Below are 13,906 nucleotides of genomic sequence, written 5' to 3' on the forward strand. Positions count from 1 at the left end.
CAGTCCCCATGGCCATCCGCGTCCAGCTTGATCGCATCCTCGTCGAACGGCGCATGTCGCTGACCGAGCTCGCCGATCGCGTGGGCGTGACCCTGGCCAATCTGTCGATCCTGAAGACCGGCAAGGCGCGGGCCATCCGCTTCACGACCCTGGACGCCCTGTGCCGCGAGCTGAACTGCCAGCCGGGCGACCTGCTGGCCTGGTCGCCGGGTCCGCAGGACCTGGGCGCCGACGAGGACGCCGACGGGACCTCATGAGCCGCCGGGCCGACCTGAGCCCCGAGGACCGCCGCATCTGGGCCCGGGTTTCCGGCTCGGTGAAGGAGAAGGTCGCCAAGAAGGCGCTGCGCGTCACGCCCGGCGCGGTGGAGGCCGATCCGCCCGCCGCGCCCCATCCGAAGACCCCCGCCAAGTCGCCGCCGAAATTCGTCAAGCCGCCGAAGCCCGGCGCCGCCGCGCCTGTCGCGCCCCCGTCCGCCTCACGCGGTCGGGGCCTGCCCGAAGAGCTGGAGCCTCGCCGCCAGCGCCGGCTGTCGCGCGAGCGCGATCCGATCGAGGCCAAGATCGACCTGCACGGCTATGGCCGGTTCCAGGCCCAGGACGCCCTGACCGCCTTCCTGATCGGGGCGCAGGCGCGGGGCTATCGCGCGGTGCTGGTGGTGACCGGGCAGGGCCGCCGCGGCGGGACCGGCGTCATCCGCGCCTCGGTGCATGAATGGCTGCAGGCCCCGGGACTGCGCACGGTGGTGTCCGGTTTCGCGCCAGCCGCGCGCCATCACGGCGGCGACGGGGCGCTGTATGTGACGATCCGGCGGGGATGAGGCGGCGGGCAGCGTGCCGGAAAGTGATTAGTGGTTAGTGGTTAGTGGGTGGGGGTTGAAACGGCGGTTCCATGGCGGCCTCCGAGCGAGAACGCATCGACCCACTAATCACCAGCGAGGCTCCGTCAGCTCAGAACGAGCCCAGCTTCCCTAGCCAGCGTCTCCAGCGACGTCATCGGACGCGGGCCCCAGTGGGCGATGACTTCGGAGGCGGCGAGGGAGCCGAGCTTGCCGGCGTCCTCCAGCGACAGGCCGCGGGCGAGGCCCAGCAGCAGGCCGGCGGCGTACTGGTCGCCGGCGCCGGTGGTGTCGACCACCTTGTCGACCGGGAAGGCGGCGACGGCGACGCGCTGGTCGCCCGAGATCACCACCGAGCCCTCGGCGCCGCGCGTGACGGCGGCCACGTCAACCATTGACGCCAGGCGTTCGGCGGCGGCGTCGAAGTCGTCGGTCTCGAACAGGGCGGCCAGCTCGGCCTCATTGGCCAGGACGATGTCGGCCGAGGCCTCGATGAAGGCCAGCAGCTCCGCGCGCCACCGGTGCACGACGAAGCTGTCCGACAGGGTGATGGCGACCTTGCGGCCCGCGGCGTGGGCGGCGGCGGCGGCGGCCTCGAAGGCGGCGCGGGCCGGGGCCGGGTCGAACAGATAGCCTTCCAGATAGACGATGGCCGAGGCGCCGATCAGGTCCGCGTCGATGTCGGCGACCGTCAGCTGATTGGCGGCGCCCAGGAAGGTGCACATGGTGCGCTGGCCGTCGGCGGTGACGTTGATCATGCACACGCCGGTGGCGTGGCCGGTCGCGGCGCCGTCTTGCAGCGGCGGGGTCTCGAAATGGACGCCCACGGCCTGGATGTCATGGGTGAAGACCCCGCCCAGCTGGTCGTCGGCGACCTTGCCGATATAGGCCGCCCGGCCGCCGAAGCTGCCGACGCCCGCGACGGTGTTGCCCGCCGAGCCGCCCGAGGCCTCGACCCCCGCGGCCATGGCGGCGTAGAGGGCCGCGCTCTGGTTCGCATCGACCAGCTGCATCGAGCCGACGATCAGGCCCTGGGCGTCCAGGAAGGCGGGCTCGCAGGGGGCCAGGACGTCGACGATGGCGTTGCCGACGGCGATGACGTCATAGGTGGGGTTCTGGGTCATGGGCGCGCCATAGCGCTCACGACGCCGATTGGCCAGCGGTCCATGACGGCGACGACTTTCACGGCTATGAGCGCGGCATGACCCGTATCGCCGTCCTGACCCCCGATCCCGCCGATCCCTCATACGCCGGGCAGTGGCCGGGCGTGCTGGAACGGCTGTCCCAGGCGCTGGCGGCGGCGGAGGTCGCGGTCGAGCCGACGCCGTGGACCGACTACATCGCGGACGCCTCGGGCCTGACCGGTTATCCGCTGGTGCTGCCGCTGATCGTGTGGGGCTATCACCGCGACCACGCACGCTGGATGCAGGCCTGCCGGACCTGGGAGGCCGCGGGGGTGACGATGCGCAATCCGGCGGCGGTGATCGGCTGGAACTCGGACAAGAGCTATCTGGGGCGCCTGGCCGACAAGGGCGTGGCCATGCCGGACACCGTCTGGGTCGAGGGCGTGACGCAAGGCGACGTGGACGCCGCCTTCGACCGCTTCGGGACCGATGTGGTGGTGGTCAAGCCGCGCGTCTCGGGCGGGGCGTGGAAGACGCTGCGGCTGGCGCGGGGGGAGACGATGCGGGGCGCGCCCGAGGGGCCGGCGATGATCCAGCCCTATCTGCCGTCGATCGAGACGGAGGGCGAGACCAGCCTGCTGTTCTTCGGCGGCAAGCTGAGCCACGTGGTCAACAAGCGACCGGTGAACGGCGACTTCCGCATCCAGGTGCAGTTCGGCGGACAGTACATCGCCCTGCCGGAGCCGCCGCAGGGCGCGCTCGCGCTGGCCGAGGCGACGCTGGCCGCCATCGGCGAGGATCTGCTCTACGCCCGCATCGACATGGCTCCCGGGCCGGACGGTCAATGGTTGCTGATGGAGGCCGAGCTGATCGAGCCGGACTTCTATCTGGGCAGCGCGCCGGACGGTGGCGCGAACTTCGCGGCGGCGGTGCGGAAAGTGATTAGTGGCTAGTGGCTAGTGGCTAGTGGCTAGTGGCTGGCCACCAGAGTGCGACGGCGCCGTGAGCGCCGCCCTTCCGCCGCCACCGAGATCCGCGAATACCAGCCACTAGCCACTCGCCACCTGTTCAAGCCGCCTCGCCCAGCGCCTGCAGCCCCGCCCGGCTCGGGCACAGGTCGCTGATCACGCAGGCGCTGCATTTCGGCCGGCGCGCCGTGCAGGTGTAGCGGCCGTGCAGGATCAGCCAGTGGTGGGCCTTGGGCAGCCACTCTTCGGGCACGATGCGGTGCAGCTGGGCCTCGACCTTGTCGGGCGTGCCGGCGTTGGCCAACCCCAGACGATGGGAGACGCGAAAGACGTGGGTGTCCACGGCGATGGCCGGTTCGACGCCCATTTCATTCAGCACCACGCTGGCCGTCTTGCGCCCGACGCCGGGCAGGGCCTGCAGCGCCTCGCGGGTCAGCGGGATCTCGCCGCCGTGCTGTTCCAGCACGATGCGGCTGAGCGCGATGACGTTGCGCGCCTTCCCTCGATAGAGGCCGATCGAGGAGATGTAGGGGATCAGACCCTCTTCCCCGAGCGCCAGCATCTTCTCCGGCGTGTCGGCGACCTTGAACAGCTTGTCGGTCGCCTTGTTGACCCCGACGTCGGTCGCCTGGGCCGAGAGGGCGACCGCGACGACGAAGGTGAAGGGGTTGGAGTAGTTCAGCTCGGTCTTCGGGTCCGGCATGAAGGCCGCCAGCCGCTCGAAGATGGTCTCGACCCGATCCTCGTCCGGCGGCCAGCGCAGCATCGGAATGGCCGCGCCGGTCATGACGGCGGGGCGTTTGGGGGCGGGCTTCTTACGGGGGCGGGCGGGCGGCTTCATTCCCCCTCGTCTCCGGGAGCCGGGCCGGGATCGAGCCCCAGCGCGGCCAACGCTTCGCGCGCCGCACGCTCGCCCTCCATCCAGGCCCCGTGGGCGGTGCCGTAGAAGGCTTCGGCGGTGGCTTCGCCGGCGAGGAAGATGCGGTTCTCGACCGGGGCCTTCAGCTTGCGGCGGTCGTCGGCGTGGCCCGGCATGGCGTGGGAATAGGCGCCGTGAGACCAGGGATCGGCGCCCCACATGGTGGCCACGACCGGGGCCAGCCGCTTGCGCATGTCCGAGCCCAGCAGATGGACCAGCTCATCGACGGCGAAGGCGAAGAAGCCGGCCTGCCCCTCGGCCTCCAGCCCCCGGGCCAGATCGGCGCCGTAGTAGCCCTCGATCATCGGACGGCCGAAGGGGCGCAGGTGATAGCCGCCGGTGTCGCCGGTGTCGCGGCGGCCCCACAGCTGGCTGTCGGGCGGGAAGTCCTCGGCCTTGGTGACCGTCATGTGCATCTTGGACGCCAGCCCCAGCGGCACATAGGTCGCGGCCTCGACCAGGTCGGGCAGGGGCGGGTCGAAACGCAGGGTCTCGCGCGCGATCAGGTCCGTGGGGACGGTGACGATGACGGCGCGGGCCTCGATCACGCCCCGGTCGGTCTCGAGCCGCAGAACGGGTCCCGAGCGGTCGATCCGGCGCACCGGGCAGCCCGTGACCACCGCGACCGGGCGGCCCAAGGTCTCGATCAGGCGGCCATAGCCCTCGCGGACCCGCCAGTTGATCCCGGTGTCGCGATAGGCGTCGTAGTCGAGGATGGAGACCTCGGCGAAACGCGCGCCGTTCAGGGCGCCGGAGATGGCGTCCATGCGGCCGTTCCAGCGGCAGTCGGGCTCCAGCAGGGTCGAGGCCGGGCCCTCGTGACCGCGGGCGGCGGCCTGGGCGATGCGGTCGTCGAAGGCGTCGAAGGCGGCGCGGAACTCGGCCTGTTCCGAGCTTGTGACCTCGTGACCGAAGACCTGGCTCTGCCAGGGGGGCGGGGTGCGATCGACGGTCAGGCCGGCGGGTTCGACCAGGGCGGCCAGCGGATTCTCGTCGGCGGAGTGCAGCCAGCCGCAGCCCATGTCGAGGCCCTCGCCCTCGAACGACAGGGTCCAGGCGCGGCCGCCGATGCGGTCGCGCGCCTCCAGCACGGCGACGGTCAGCGGGCGGCCGGACAGGGCGCGGGCGGCGGCGAGGCCGGCGGCGCCCGCGCCGATGACGGCGACATCGACGGAGGCGGGGAGGGTATCGGTCATCGCGGTCCTGACAGATGGGTATGCGACCTGTCGCCGAAGCGGCGGAAAGCTTCAAGGCGCCGTCCTCCGACAGGACCGATCACACATCGAAACATCACGTGTTGCGGCGTCGAAATGAGCAGAGTTGATTTTTGGACGTTTGTGTCCATTTATGCGCTCGTTCCTCCCCGAACGCCTCCTCTCGAGAATTCTTCACATGGCTCTGAATCCCGCCGTCAAGAAACGCCTGCCCCTGATCGTCGCCGGAATCGTGGGCCTCGCCCTGATCGTGGGCGGGGTCGTGTGGTGGCAGGGCAAGCAGCGGTGGGAGGCCACCGACAACGCCTTCGTGCAGGCTGACACCACCGAGGTGAGCCCGCAGGTCGAGGGCTATGTGGTCGAGGTGCTGGTCGCCGACAACCAGCGCGTCGAGGCCGGTCAGGTGCTGATCCGCCTGGACGACGCCGACGCCAAGGCCAACCTGGCCCAGGCCGAGGCCAATCTGGTCGCGCTTCAGGCCGGGGTCAGCAACGTCGACGCCCGCGCCCAGCAGGAACAGGCCCTGATCGCCAGCCGCGCCGCCTCCGTGACGCAGGCCCAGGCCCAGGCCGACCTCGCCCGCCAGCAGGTCAACCGCTACGGCCAGCTGGCCGAGAAGGGCTGGGTCTCGCAGCAACGCATCGAGAGCGAGCAGGCGGGGGTGCGCACGGCGCAGGCCAGCGTCGCCGAAGCCCAGGCCGCCCTGGTCGCCGAACAGCGCGCCGCCGGCGTGCTGGGCTCGACCCGCGAACAGTCGGTGGCCTCGGTCGAGCAGGCCCGCGCGCAGGTCGACAAGGCCCGCATCGCCCTGGAGCGGACGGTGATCCGCGCGCCCGTCGCGGGCGTGGTCGGCGCGCGCGGCGTGCGCGTGGGCCAGTATGTCCGTCCGGGCGGGACCATCCTGTCGATCGTGCCGCTGGGCGACACCTATGTGGTGGCCAATTTCAAGGAGACCCAGCTGGGCCGCCTGCGCATCGGCCAGACGGTCGAGATCAAGGCCGACGCCTTCAAGGGCGAGCCGCTGGTCGGCCATATCGACAGCTTCGCCCCGGCCACCGGCTCGGAGTTCGCCCTCATCCCGGTCGAGAACGCCACCGGCAACTTCACCAAGATCACCCAGCGCATCCCGGTCCGCATCCGGGTCGACCGGCGCGAGGGCGCGGCCCTGCGTCCCGGCCTGTCGGTCGAGGTCAAGGTCGATCTGAAGAGCGAGGGCGGCCTGACCTTCGCCGAGTCCGCCGCGGGCGCGATCCAGACCGCCGCCGCCCCGACCGCGACGGCGCAGTGATTTTCTCCCCTCCTGGGGAAGGTTGAACCATGACGTCCCAGTCCGTCGCACAGACTTCGGCGCCCGCCCCCGCGGCGCCGCAGGTCAACTGGACGATCCTCCTGCTCGGCTTCGCCGGGATGGTGATCGGCCAGTTCATGGCCATCCTGGACATCCAGATCGTCGCCTCGTCCCTGCCGCAGATCCAGGCGGGCGTGGGCGCCTCGGCGGACGAGATCAGCTGGATCCAGACCGCCTATCTGATCCCCGAGGTCGTGATGATCCCCCTGTCGGGATATCTGTCGCGGCTATGGGGGACGCAGCGGGTCTTCCTGCTGTCCTGTTCGGGCTTCATCCTGATGAGCGTCGCGGTCGGCCTGTCCGGGTCGGTCGAGCAGATGATCTTCTTCCGGGCCGTCCAGGGCTTCGTCGGCGGGGCCATGATCCCGACCGTCTTCGCGGTGGCCTTCACCGCCTTCCCGCCCGCGCAGCGCGTGACGGCCAGCGTGATCATGGGCCTGATCGTGACTCTGGCCCCGACCATCGGGCCGACGCTGGGCGGCCACCTGACCGAGCAGCTCAGCTGGCGCTGGCTGTTCTTCATCAATGTGCCTCCGGGCATGCTGGTGCTGTTCCTGGTCAGCCGTTACGCCAATTTCGACAAGGGCGACCCGTCGCTGTCCAAGGGTTTCGACTGGTTCGGACTGGCCCTGATGGCGACCTTCCTGATGAGCTTGCAGTTCGTGCTGGAGGAGGGGGCCAAGAACGACTGGTTCGCCGACGACCAGATCCTGCTGCTCGCCGTCGTCGTCGCCGTCACCGGACCGGCCTTCATCTGGCGGACGCTGACCTACTACAACCCGATCGTGGAGCTGCGGGCGTTCGCGAACCGCAACTTCTTCGTCGGGGTGGTGATGACCTTCACCGTCGGCCTGGCCCTGTTCGGCGGGACCTTCCTGCTGCCGCTCTTCCTGGGCCGGGTGCGCCATTATTCGGCGGCCGAGGTCGGCACGACCATGGTGGTGTCCGGCCTGGCCATGTTCGCCACCGGCCCGTTCGCCGGCCGTCTGGTGCGGGCGGTCGATCCGCGCATCCTGATGTTCGGCGGCTTCATGATGTGCGCCTGGGGCATGTGGGACGCCCATGCGGTCACCGACCAGTGGGGCTTCTGGCAGTTCGCGGGCGTGCAGGCGCTGCGCGGCGTCGGCGTGATGATCGCCATGATCGCCTCGCAGCAGGTGACCATGTCGACCCTGCCGCCGCACATGGTGAAGAACGCCTCGGGGCTGGTGAACCTGTTCCGCAACGTCGGTGGGGCGGTGGGCCTGGCTCTGCTGAACACCTCGCTGACGACCAACACCGCCCTGCACATGAGCGAGCTGACCCAGAATATCCAGAACACCAACGCGGGCATGCAGGGCATGCTGGCGGGGATGCAGGACCGGTTCGCGGGCTCGATCGATCCCGCAGGCGCCTCGATGAAGGCGGTCTATGGCATGCTGCAGCTGCAGGCGACGACGCTGGCCTTCGGCGACGCCTTCGCCATGCTGGCTATCGGCTGCGCCGCCGCGGCCTTCGTGACCCTGCTGGCCAAGCCGGTAAAGCCGGGCACGGGCGCGGCCCCGCCGGCGGACGCACACTGATGCCGCGCGTTGTCGGACAGGTCGACGAGACCAAGACCGAGGCCATTCTGGACGCGGCCTTCGCCCTGTTCTCCGAGAAGGGCGCGGGGGTGTCGATGGAGGCCATCGCGCGCAAGGCCGGGGTCTCGCGCCAGACGCTGTACAACCGCTTCCCGTCCCGGGTGGAGATGGCCCGCGCGTTGGCCTCGCGCCGGTCGGACGCCATCAGCGCGCCGCTGCGGTCGGGCGGCGATCCCGAGACGGTGCTGACCGGCATGGCCCGGGCGCTGTTGGAAAAGATCTGCAGCCGGGACGGCCGGGGCTCTATGCGCGGCGTGGCGATGATCTCGCCCCAGGCGCCAGAGGTCGCTCACGCCATCTATGACGCCGGGCCGGCGGAGGGGCTGAGGCGCCTGTCCGTCTGGCTGGCCGAACAGGACCGGAAGGGCCTGCTGGTGGTGCCCGATCCGGCGGCCGCCGCCGAGATGTTCGCCGGAATGACCCTGGGCCACGGCCATCTGCGCGGGATACTCGGCGTGCCCCAGCCGCCGTTCGACCCGGACGCGCGCGCGCTGGAGACGGCGCGCCGCTTTATCCGGGCGTTCGCCCCGGCGTGACGGGCGGACGGGATCGGCGTAGAGCACCGTCAGTTCACGGAGAGCCCGCCCATGCTGATCCACCTGTCGTCCTGGCCCGAGATCGACGCCCGGCTGAAGACCACCAAGACCGCGGTCGTGCCGATCGGCTCGAATGAGCAGCACGGGCCGACGGGCCTGCTAGGCACCGACTGGCTGTGCCCCGAGATCATCGCCCATGCGGCGGAGAAGGAGGATGAGTCGCTGGTCGTGGCGCCGACCTTCAACATCGGCATGGCCCAGCACCACCTGGCCTTCGCGGGCACCATCTCGCTGCGCCCCTCGACCTTCATGGCCGCGATCACCGACTGGGTGATGTCGCTGCAGCGGCACGGCTTCGAGCGGATCTATTTCCTCAACGGGCACGGCGGCAACGTCGCCACCATCGAGGCCACCTTCGCCGAGATCTACGCCGAGTGGAGCTTTGTCGAGGAGCGTCCGCCCTTCGTGCTGAAGCTGCGCAACTGGTGGGACCTGCCGGGGGTGCACGGGCTGTGCAACCGCCTGTTCCCGACCGGCCACGGCATGCACGCCACCCCGTCCGAGATCGCCGTCACCCAGGCCGCCTATCCGGACCGGATCAAGACGGCGGACTACAGCCCCAAGATCGCGCCCACGGGGCCGATCCGCGACGCCCTGGACTATCGCGCCCGCTTCCCCGACGGCCGCATCGGCTCCGATCCGGCCCTGGCCAGCCCCGAGCACGGCCAGACGATCATCGACGCTTCCGTGCCCGCCCTGCTGAAGGACGTGGCCGACTTCTCGAACGAAGTGTTGCCGTAGCCTCCGGCGAAGCGCACGGTCCTGGCATGAGCCCCATCGACGAAGCCGCCCGCGCCGCCCGCGCCGGACAGGAACTGATGCAAGCCTCGGGCGACGTGATCGCCCGGCGGCTGGGCATCGTCGCGGACGCGATGCGCGATCCGTCCAAGGCCGACATGCGCGAACTGTCGCTGATGAGCTCCGAGAAGGTCGAGGCCATGGCCGCCTCCGCCCGCGTGGGCATGACGGGGGCGATGGCGCTGGCCCAGACCGCGCAGACCGTGGCCGCGCGCGAAACGGCGGCGGCGAGCCGGGCCTTCGACGCGGTGATGACCTCGACCACTCCGGCCGAGGCGATGACCGCCCAGGGGCTGTGGGCGGCCAACGCCTGGACCCGTTCGATGCAGGACGGCTGGGCCATGGGCGCGGCCCTGATGAAGCTTCAGACCGACGCCCTGCAGCCGATCCACGCGGCGGCCACCGCCAATGCGAAACGGCTCCGGAAGTAGGGAACGAGTCGCGCGGCCAAGGCTTCCGCCTTTGTAGCAACGGAGGCCCAGATGGCTGACGATCCCAAGAAGACCGACCCGCATCCCGGCATGATGGGCGACGGCACCGAAGAGCAGAACCTGAACCAGCCCGGCGACCCGTCGAAACGGATCACCGAGGAGGAGGTCGAAGAGGCCTTCGGCGGCGACGACGAATAGGGCTTAACGGCCCAATCCTAGCGGAACGGCGGCTCGTCGAAGGCGCGCAGCTTGCGGGAGTGCAGGCGGTTGCCTTCGGCGCGCAGCAGATCCACGGCCTGGATGCCGATCTGGAGGTGTTCCGAGATGGAGCCCTCGTAGAAGCGGTTGGCCTGTCCCGGCAGCTTGATCTCGCCGTGCAGCGGCTTGTCCGACACGCACAGCAGCGTCCCGTAGGGCACGCGGAAGCGATAGCCCTGGGCGGCGATGGTGGCGGATTCCATATCGATGGCGACGGCGCGGCTCTGGTTGAAGCGCAGCGCCGACTTCGAATAGCGCAGCTCCCAGTTCCGGTCGTCGGTGGTGACGACGGTGCCGGTGCGCAGACGCTTCTTCACCTCTTCGCCCGGCGCGCCGGCGACCATCTTGGCCGCGTCGTAGAGGGCGCGCTGGACCTCGGCGATCGAGGGAATGGGGATGTCCGGCGGCAGCACCGCGTCGAGCACGTGGTCGTCACGCAGATAGGCGTGGGCCAGGACGTAGTCGCCGATCGTCTGCGACGGGCGCAGGCCGCCGCAGTGGCCGATCATCATCCAGGCGTGCGGCCGGGTGACGGCCAGGTGGTCGCAGATGGTCTTGGCGTTGGACGGGCCGACGCCGATGTTGACCAGGGTGATCCCGTTCCAGCCCGGCGCGGTCAGGTGATAGGCCGGCATCTGGTGCTTCTTCCACGCGGCGTCGGCGACGACGGCCTCGGGGTTGGGCGTATCGCGCGTGACCACCACCCCGCCCGAGGTCGAGAAGGTCTCGTAGATGCTGTTCGGATCCTTGATCTGCTCCAGCGCCCAGCGGACGAACTCGTCGACGTAGCGGTTGTAGTTGGTGAACAGGATGTAGTTCTGCACGTCCTCGACCGGGGTGCCGGTGTAGTGGCGCAACCGGGCCAGCGAGAAGTCGGTGCGCAGGCCGTCGAACTGCGACAGCGGGAAGTCCTCGGCCGGATCGAACAGGCCGTCGGAGATCTCGTCGCCGATGTGGGCTAGGTCGGTGGTCGGGAAATACCGCGCGATGGCCGCCGTCATGCTGGCGTCCAGCACCACGTCCGAGCCGTCCAGCACGTAGGGGAAGGGGATCTCCTGCTCGGACGGGCCGACGTCGAAGGTCGCGCCGTAGTCGTCCTCGAGCAGGTTGAGCTGTTCGTTCAGGTACGAACGGTACAGGTCGGGCCGGGTGATGGTGGTGGAATAGACGCCCTGCCGCGAGAGGCGGGCGTAGGAGCGGGTCGCCAGATTGGCCGGCCGGTCGCCGAACCAGCTGACGCGAAGCTCGGGATAGGAGAAGAGGCCGGTGGCCCGGGCCGCGGCGTCGGGGCGCTCGCCGGTGGCGAGGAAGGTCTTCACCGCGTCGCGCAGATTGGCGACGGATTGGCTGTAGAGGGTTTCGAGGCGGTCCAGCGCCGCCTGTGCTGTCATCGTGTTTGTCATGACCTCCCCTAGCGGAAGATCATGACCTTGGCGAGACGGCGGAGCTTAAGGCGCGTCGTCCTTGACCAATCGGGTCAGGACCAGCCGGTCGTCGCGGATTTCGAACTCCAGCGTGGCCTCGCCGCCGGAGGGGCAGCAGTTGCCGTCCGACGGACGCCATAGGGCGGTCCGGGCGGTCATGCCGTCATAGCTGAACGAGACGCCCTTCCAGATTTCCAGGCCGGTGGGCAGCAGGGCGGGCAGGTCGATGTCGCGCCAGCTTTCGTTGTCGATCTCGGTCAGCGGATGATCGGCGCCGGGGGTGAAGCGATACAGGGCGTCGGCGTTGTACGCCCCGGCGCCGGCCATGAACCCGGACCCGGGCATCCGTCCGGGCGGACGCGTTCCAACGCTCGCACCAACGTTCGTCCGTTTCCGCGACGACGGCGTTCTCGAACGCGCGCTCCTGCAGCCACTGCCGCCGCTCGATGCCCAACCGCAACGGCGGCGATCTTCATGGCGGCGTTCTCCCGCGGCGCAGAATGCGCTGATCCGGGCGGCTGTCCACTGACGGGGCTGACCTCGATCAGGGCGCGCGGGCGGCGACCAGGGCGCGGATGCGGTCGGCGTCCGCGGCGGCCACCGGATTGTAGACGACCATGGCCAGCTCGGGCCGGCCCTCGACGGCGAAGGTCGAGAACTCCAGCTCCAGCACGCCCAGTTCGGCGTGGTGCAGCCGCTTCAGCCCCTCGCCGTGGGCGATGACGTGGCTTTCGCGCCAGAGGGTCTCGAACTCGGGACTGAGCCGCGACAGCTCCTCGACCAGGCGGCTGATTTCGTCGCCCGCGCCGGCGCGGGCGGCGTCGGCGCGGAAGGCGGCGACCACGTAGCGGGCCACGGCCCACCAGTCCTCCTGGGCGGCCTTCACGCGCGAATGGGTGAAGATCAGGCGCAGGACGTTGCGGCCCTCGGGCGGCAGGGCCCCATAGTCGGTCAGGACGGCGGCCGCGGCGCGGTTCCAGGCGACCACATCCCAGGTGGCGTTCTTCATGATGGCCGGACTGGTCTCCATCACGTCCAGCACCCGCTGCAGGCGCGGCGTGACCCCGTCTACGGCCCGGTAGCGAACCTCGGGCGGGCGGCCGAGGCCGAGGATGAACAGGTGCTCGCGTTCGTGCTCGGTCAGCATCAGGCCCGATGCGATCCGGTTCAGCACGTCGGCCGACGGCGCGCCGCCCCGGCCCTGCTCCAGCCAAGTGTACCAGGTGGGGCTGATGTTGGCGCGCTGGGCCACCTCCTCGCGGCGCAGACCGGGCGTGCGCCGCCGACCGGCCGGGAAACCGAGCGCGGCCGGGTCGAGCCGGGCGCGGCGGTCTCGCAGATAGGCGCCGAGACGGTTGGTGGGCGGGGCGGTCATGGGGCGATCCGGGTGATCATTATACTGGGATAAAGCCACTACTTTAACAGCATGAACCGTAGGCGCAGAGCTCTCCGCGAACAACTCGGAGACCTTTTCATGCGTGTTTTCCTGACCGGCGCGACCGGCTTCATCGGATCGAGGATCGTGCCCGAGCTCCTCGCCGCCGGGCATCAGGTGCTGGGCCTGACCCGCTCGGATGCGGGCGCGGCCGCCCTGATCGCCGCCGGCGCCGAGCCCTGGCGGGGCGACATCGAGGACCTGGACAGCCTGCGCGCGGGCGCGGCGGCCTCGGACGCCGTGATCCACACCGCCTTCGACCACGACTTCTCCAACTTCGTCGCCAACTGCGAGAAGGACCGCCGCGCGATCGAGACGCTGGGCGGCGCGCTGAAGGGCTCGGACCGGCCCCTGCTGATCACCTCGGGCGTCGGCATGGGCGGCGGAGGTCATGGTCGGCTCGCGGTCGAGTCCGTCTTCGACCGATCGCACCCCAATCCCCGCATCGCCACCGAGGAGGCCGGCGAGGTCCTGAAGGTCGAGGGCGTCGATGTGCGCGTGGTGCGGTTGCCGCAGGTGCACGACCCGGTGCGGCAAGGTCTGATCACCTGGCTGCTCGACATCGCGCGCGACAAGGGCGTGTCGGCCTATGTCGGCGATGGCGCGAGCCGCTGGTCGGCGGCCCATGTGCTGGATGTGGCCCGGCTGTATCGGCTGGCGCTGGACCGGGGCGAACGGAACGCACGCTACAACGCGGTCGCCGAGGAAGGCGTCTCCGCGCGCGAGATCGCCGAGGCGCTGGGGGCGGGGCTGAACCTGCCCGTGGTCAGTCTCTCGTCGGAAGAGGCCGCGGCCCATTTCGGCTGGATGAGCATTTTCGCGGGCCTCGACATGACCGCCTCCAGCGCCTGGACGCGCGAGCGCCTGGGTTGGACCCCCGAGGGGCCGAGCCTGATCGCGGATCTGAAGGCGATGAACTACGCTGTCTGAC

The 13,906-nt window shown here is 70.1% G+C and carries 16 protein-coding genes; 10 read left to right on the forward strand and 6 right to left on the reverse strand.

The genetic code is table 11. From position 1 onward, the window contains the following. The first annotated feature begins 8 nt into the window (after positions 1-8). Positions 9-257 (forward strand): helix-turn-helix domain-containing protein, encoded by a 249-nt coding sequence (locus tag AC07NB_RS08465; RefSeq protein WP_494570448.1) that lies wholly within the window; start codon positions 9-11, stop codon positions 255-257. Further along, complete coding sequence (locus AC07NB_RS08470) at positions 254-820, forward strand: Smr/MutS family protein (RefSeq protein WP_291836942.1); 567 nt, start codon at positions 254-256, stop codon at positions 818-820. The genes AC07NB_RS08465 and AC07NB_RS08470 overlap by 4 nt, the downstream gene beginning before the upstream one ends. Before the next feature lie 125 nt (positions 821-945). On the opposite strand, the gene AC07NB_RS08475 is transcribed toward AC07NB_RS08470, so the two are convergent. Further along, on the reverse strand, positions 946-1,962 hold the full coding sequence (locus AC07NB_RS08475; RefSeq protein WP_494570447.1) for an adenosine kinase: 1,017 nt from the start codon (positions 1,960-1,962) through the stop codon (positions 946-948). Positions 1,963-2,039: 77 nt separating this feature from the next. Between AC07NB_RS08475 and AC07NB_RS08480 the strand changes: the two genes are divergently transcribed. Further along, complete coding sequence (locus tag AC07NB_RS08480; protein ID WP_494570446.1) at positions 2,040-2,915, forward strand: ATP-grasp domain-containing protein; 876 nt, start codon at positions 2,040-2,042, stop codon at positions 2,913-2,915. Positions 2,916-3,030: 115 nt separating this feature from the next. On the opposite strand, the gene nth is transcribed toward AC07NB_RS08480, so the two are convergent. Then, positions 3,031-3,771: an endonuclease III gene (nth, locus tag AC07NB_RS08485; protein ID WP_494570445.1), complete on the reverse strand. Its 741-nt coding sequence runs from the start codon at positions 3,769-3,771 to the stop codon at positions 3,031-3,033. Next, a complete protein-coding gene (locus AC07NB_RS08490; RefSeq protein WP_494570444.1) occupies positions 3,768-5,045 on the reverse strand; it encodes a flavin monoamine oxidase family protein in 1,278 nt (425 codons plus the stop codon). The genes nth and AC07NB_RS08490 overlap by 4 nt, the downstream gene beginning before the upstream one ends. A gap of 196 nt (positions 5,046-5,241) precedes the next feature. Here AC07NB_RS08490 and AC07NB_RS08495 point away from each other — a divergent pair, with 196 nt between their 5' ends. From AC07NB_RS08495 to AC07NB_RS08520, 6 genes are read left to right on the forward strand one after another with little or no spacing between them, the layout of a single operon-like run. Then, on the forward strand, positions 5,242-6,351 hold the full coding sequence (locus AC07NB_RS08495) for an HlyD family secretion protein (protein ID WP_492311850.1): 1,110 nt from the start codon (positions 5,242-5,244) through the stop codon (positions 6,349-6,351). A gap of 29 nt (positions 6,352-6,380) precedes the next feature. Next, entirely contained in the window at positions 6,381-7,973 is a 1,593-nt protein-coding gene (locus AC07NB_RS08500) for a DHA2 family efflux MFS transporter permease subunit (RefSeq protein ID WP_494570443.1), read from the forward strand. Further along, complete coding sequence (locus tag AC07NB_RS08505) at positions 7,973-8,569, forward strand: TetR/AcrR family transcriptional regulator (protein WP_291835856.1); 597 nt, start codon at positions 7,973-7,975, stop codon at positions 8,567-8,569. Before AC07NB_RS08500 ends, AC07NB_RS08505 begins: the two co-directional genes overlap by 1 nt. Before the next feature lie 51 nt (positions 8,570-8,620). Then, positions 8,621-9,370, forward strand: a complete 750-nt coding sequence (locus AC07NB_RS08510) for a creatininase family protein (protein WP_494570442.1) — start codon at positions 8,621-8,623, stop codon at positions 9,368-9,370. A 26-nt stretch (positions 9,371-9,396) separates the two neighbouring features. Continuing rightward, a complete protein-coding gene (locus AC07NB_RS08515) occupies positions 9,397-9,858 on the forward strand; it encodes a phasin family protein (protein WP_291835862.1) in 462 nt (153 codons plus the stop codon). 51 nt (positions 9,859-9,909) lie between these two features. Then, positions 9,910-10,056: a hypothetical protein gene (locus AC07NB_RS08520; RefSeq protein ID WP_492311846.1), complete on the forward strand. Its 147-nt coding sequence runs from the start codon at positions 9,910-9,912 to the stop codon at positions 10,054-10,056. A 17-nt stretch (positions 10,057-10,073) separates the two neighbouring features. Here AC07NB_RS08520 and AC07NB_RS08525 read toward each other — a convergent pair whose 3' ends face one another. The 3 genes from AC07NB_RS08525 to AC07NB_RS08535 form a co-directional block, all read right to left on the reverse strand. Continuing rightward, entirely contained in the window at positions 10,074-11,519 is a 1,446-nt protein-coding gene (locus AC07NB_RS08525; RefSeq protein WP_494570441.1) for an AMP nucleosidase, read from the reverse strand. 45 nt (positions 11,520-11,564) lie between these two features. Continuing rightward, positions 11,565-11,867 (reverse strand): hypothetical protein, encoded by a 303-nt coding sequence (locus tag AC07NB_RS08530; RefSeq protein WP_494570440.1) that lies wholly within the window; start codon positions 11,865-11,867, stop codon positions 11,565-11,567. A gap of 217 nt (positions 11,868-12,084) precedes the next feature. Beyond that, positions 12,085-12,915 (reverse strand): helix-turn-helix transcriptional regulator, encoded by an 831-nt coding sequence (locus tag AC07NB_RS08535; RefSeq protein WP_494570439.1) that lies wholly within the window; start codon positions 12,913-12,915, stop codon positions 12,085-12,087. Between the two features lie 99 nt (positions 12,916-13,014). On the opposite strand from AC07NB_RS08535, the gene AC07NB_RS08540 reads away from it, so the two are divergent. Then, positions 13,015-13,905, forward strand: a complete 891-nt coding sequence (locus AC07NB_RS08540) for an SDR family oxidoreductase (RefSeq protein WP_494570438.1) — start codon at positions 13,015-13,017, stop codon at positions 13,903-13,905. The last annotated feature ends 1 nt before the right edge of the window (position 13,906 follow it).

This window comes from Brevundimonas sp. GW821-FHT09G01 (assembly GCF_059416065.1).

Coding starts and splice junctions, on each gene's coding strand:
- AC07NB_RS08465 (WP_494570448.1), top strand. CDS start 9: ATGGCCATCCGCGTCCAGCTTGATCGCATCCTCGTCGAACGGCGCATG.
- AC07NB_RS08470 (WP_291836942.1), top strand. CDS start 254: ATGAGCCGCCGGGCCGACCTGAGCCCCGAGGACCGCCGCATCTGGGCC.
- AC07NB_RS08475 (WP_494570447.1), bottom strand. CDS start 1,962: ATGACCCAGAACCCCACCTATGACGTCATCGCCGTCGGCAACGCCATC.
- AC07NB_RS08480 (WP_494570446.1), top strand. CDS start 2,040: ATGACCCGTATCGCCGTCCTGACCCCCGATCCCGCCGATCCCTCATAC.
- nth (WP_494570445.1), bottom strand. CDS start 3,771: ATGAAGCCGCCCGCCCGCCCCCGTAAGAAGCCCGCCCCCAAACGCCCC.
- AC07NB_RS08490 (WP_494570444.1), bottom strand. CDS start 5,045: ATGACCGATACCCTCCCCGCCTCCGTCGATGTCGCCGTCATCGGCGCG.
- AC07NB_RS08495 (WP_492311850.1), top strand. CDS start 5,242: ATGGCTCTGAATCCCGCCGTCAAGAAACGCCTGCCCCTGATCGTCGCC.
- AC07NB_RS08500 (WP_494570443.1), top strand. CDS start 6,381: ATGACGTCCCAGTCCGTCGCACAGACTTCGGCGCCCGCCCCCGCGGCG.
- AC07NB_RS08505 (WP_291835856.1), top strand. CDS start 7,973: ATGCCGCGCGTTGTCGGACAGGTCGACGAGACCAAGACCGAGGCCATT.
- AC07NB_RS08510 (WP_494570442.1), top strand. CDS start 8,621: ATGCTGATCCACCTGTCGTCCTGGCCCGAGATCGACGCCCGGCTGAAG.
- AC07NB_RS08515 (WP_291835862.1), top strand. CDS start 9,397: ATGAGCCCCATCGACGAAGCCGCCCGCGCCGCCCGCGCCGGACAGGAA.
- AC07NB_RS08520 (WP_492311846.1), top strand. CDS start 9,910: ATGGCTGACGATCCCAAGAAGACCGACCCGCATCCCGGCATGATGGGC.
- AC07NB_RS08525 (WP_494570441.1), bottom strand. CDS start 11,519: ATGACAAACACGATGACAGCACAGGCGGCGCTGGACCGCCTCGAAACC.
- AC07NB_RS08530 (WP_494570440.1), bottom strand. CDS start 11,867: ATGGCCGGCGCCGGGGCGTACAACGCCGACGCCCTGTATCGCTTCACC.
- AC07NB_RS08535 (WP_494570439.1), bottom strand. CDS start 12,915: ATGACCGCCCCGCCCACCAACCGTCTCGGCGCCTATCTGCGAGACCGC.
- AC07NB_RS08540 (WP_494570438.1), top strand. CDS start 13,015: ATGCGTGTTTTCCTGACCGGCGCGACCGGCTTCATCGGATCGAGGATC.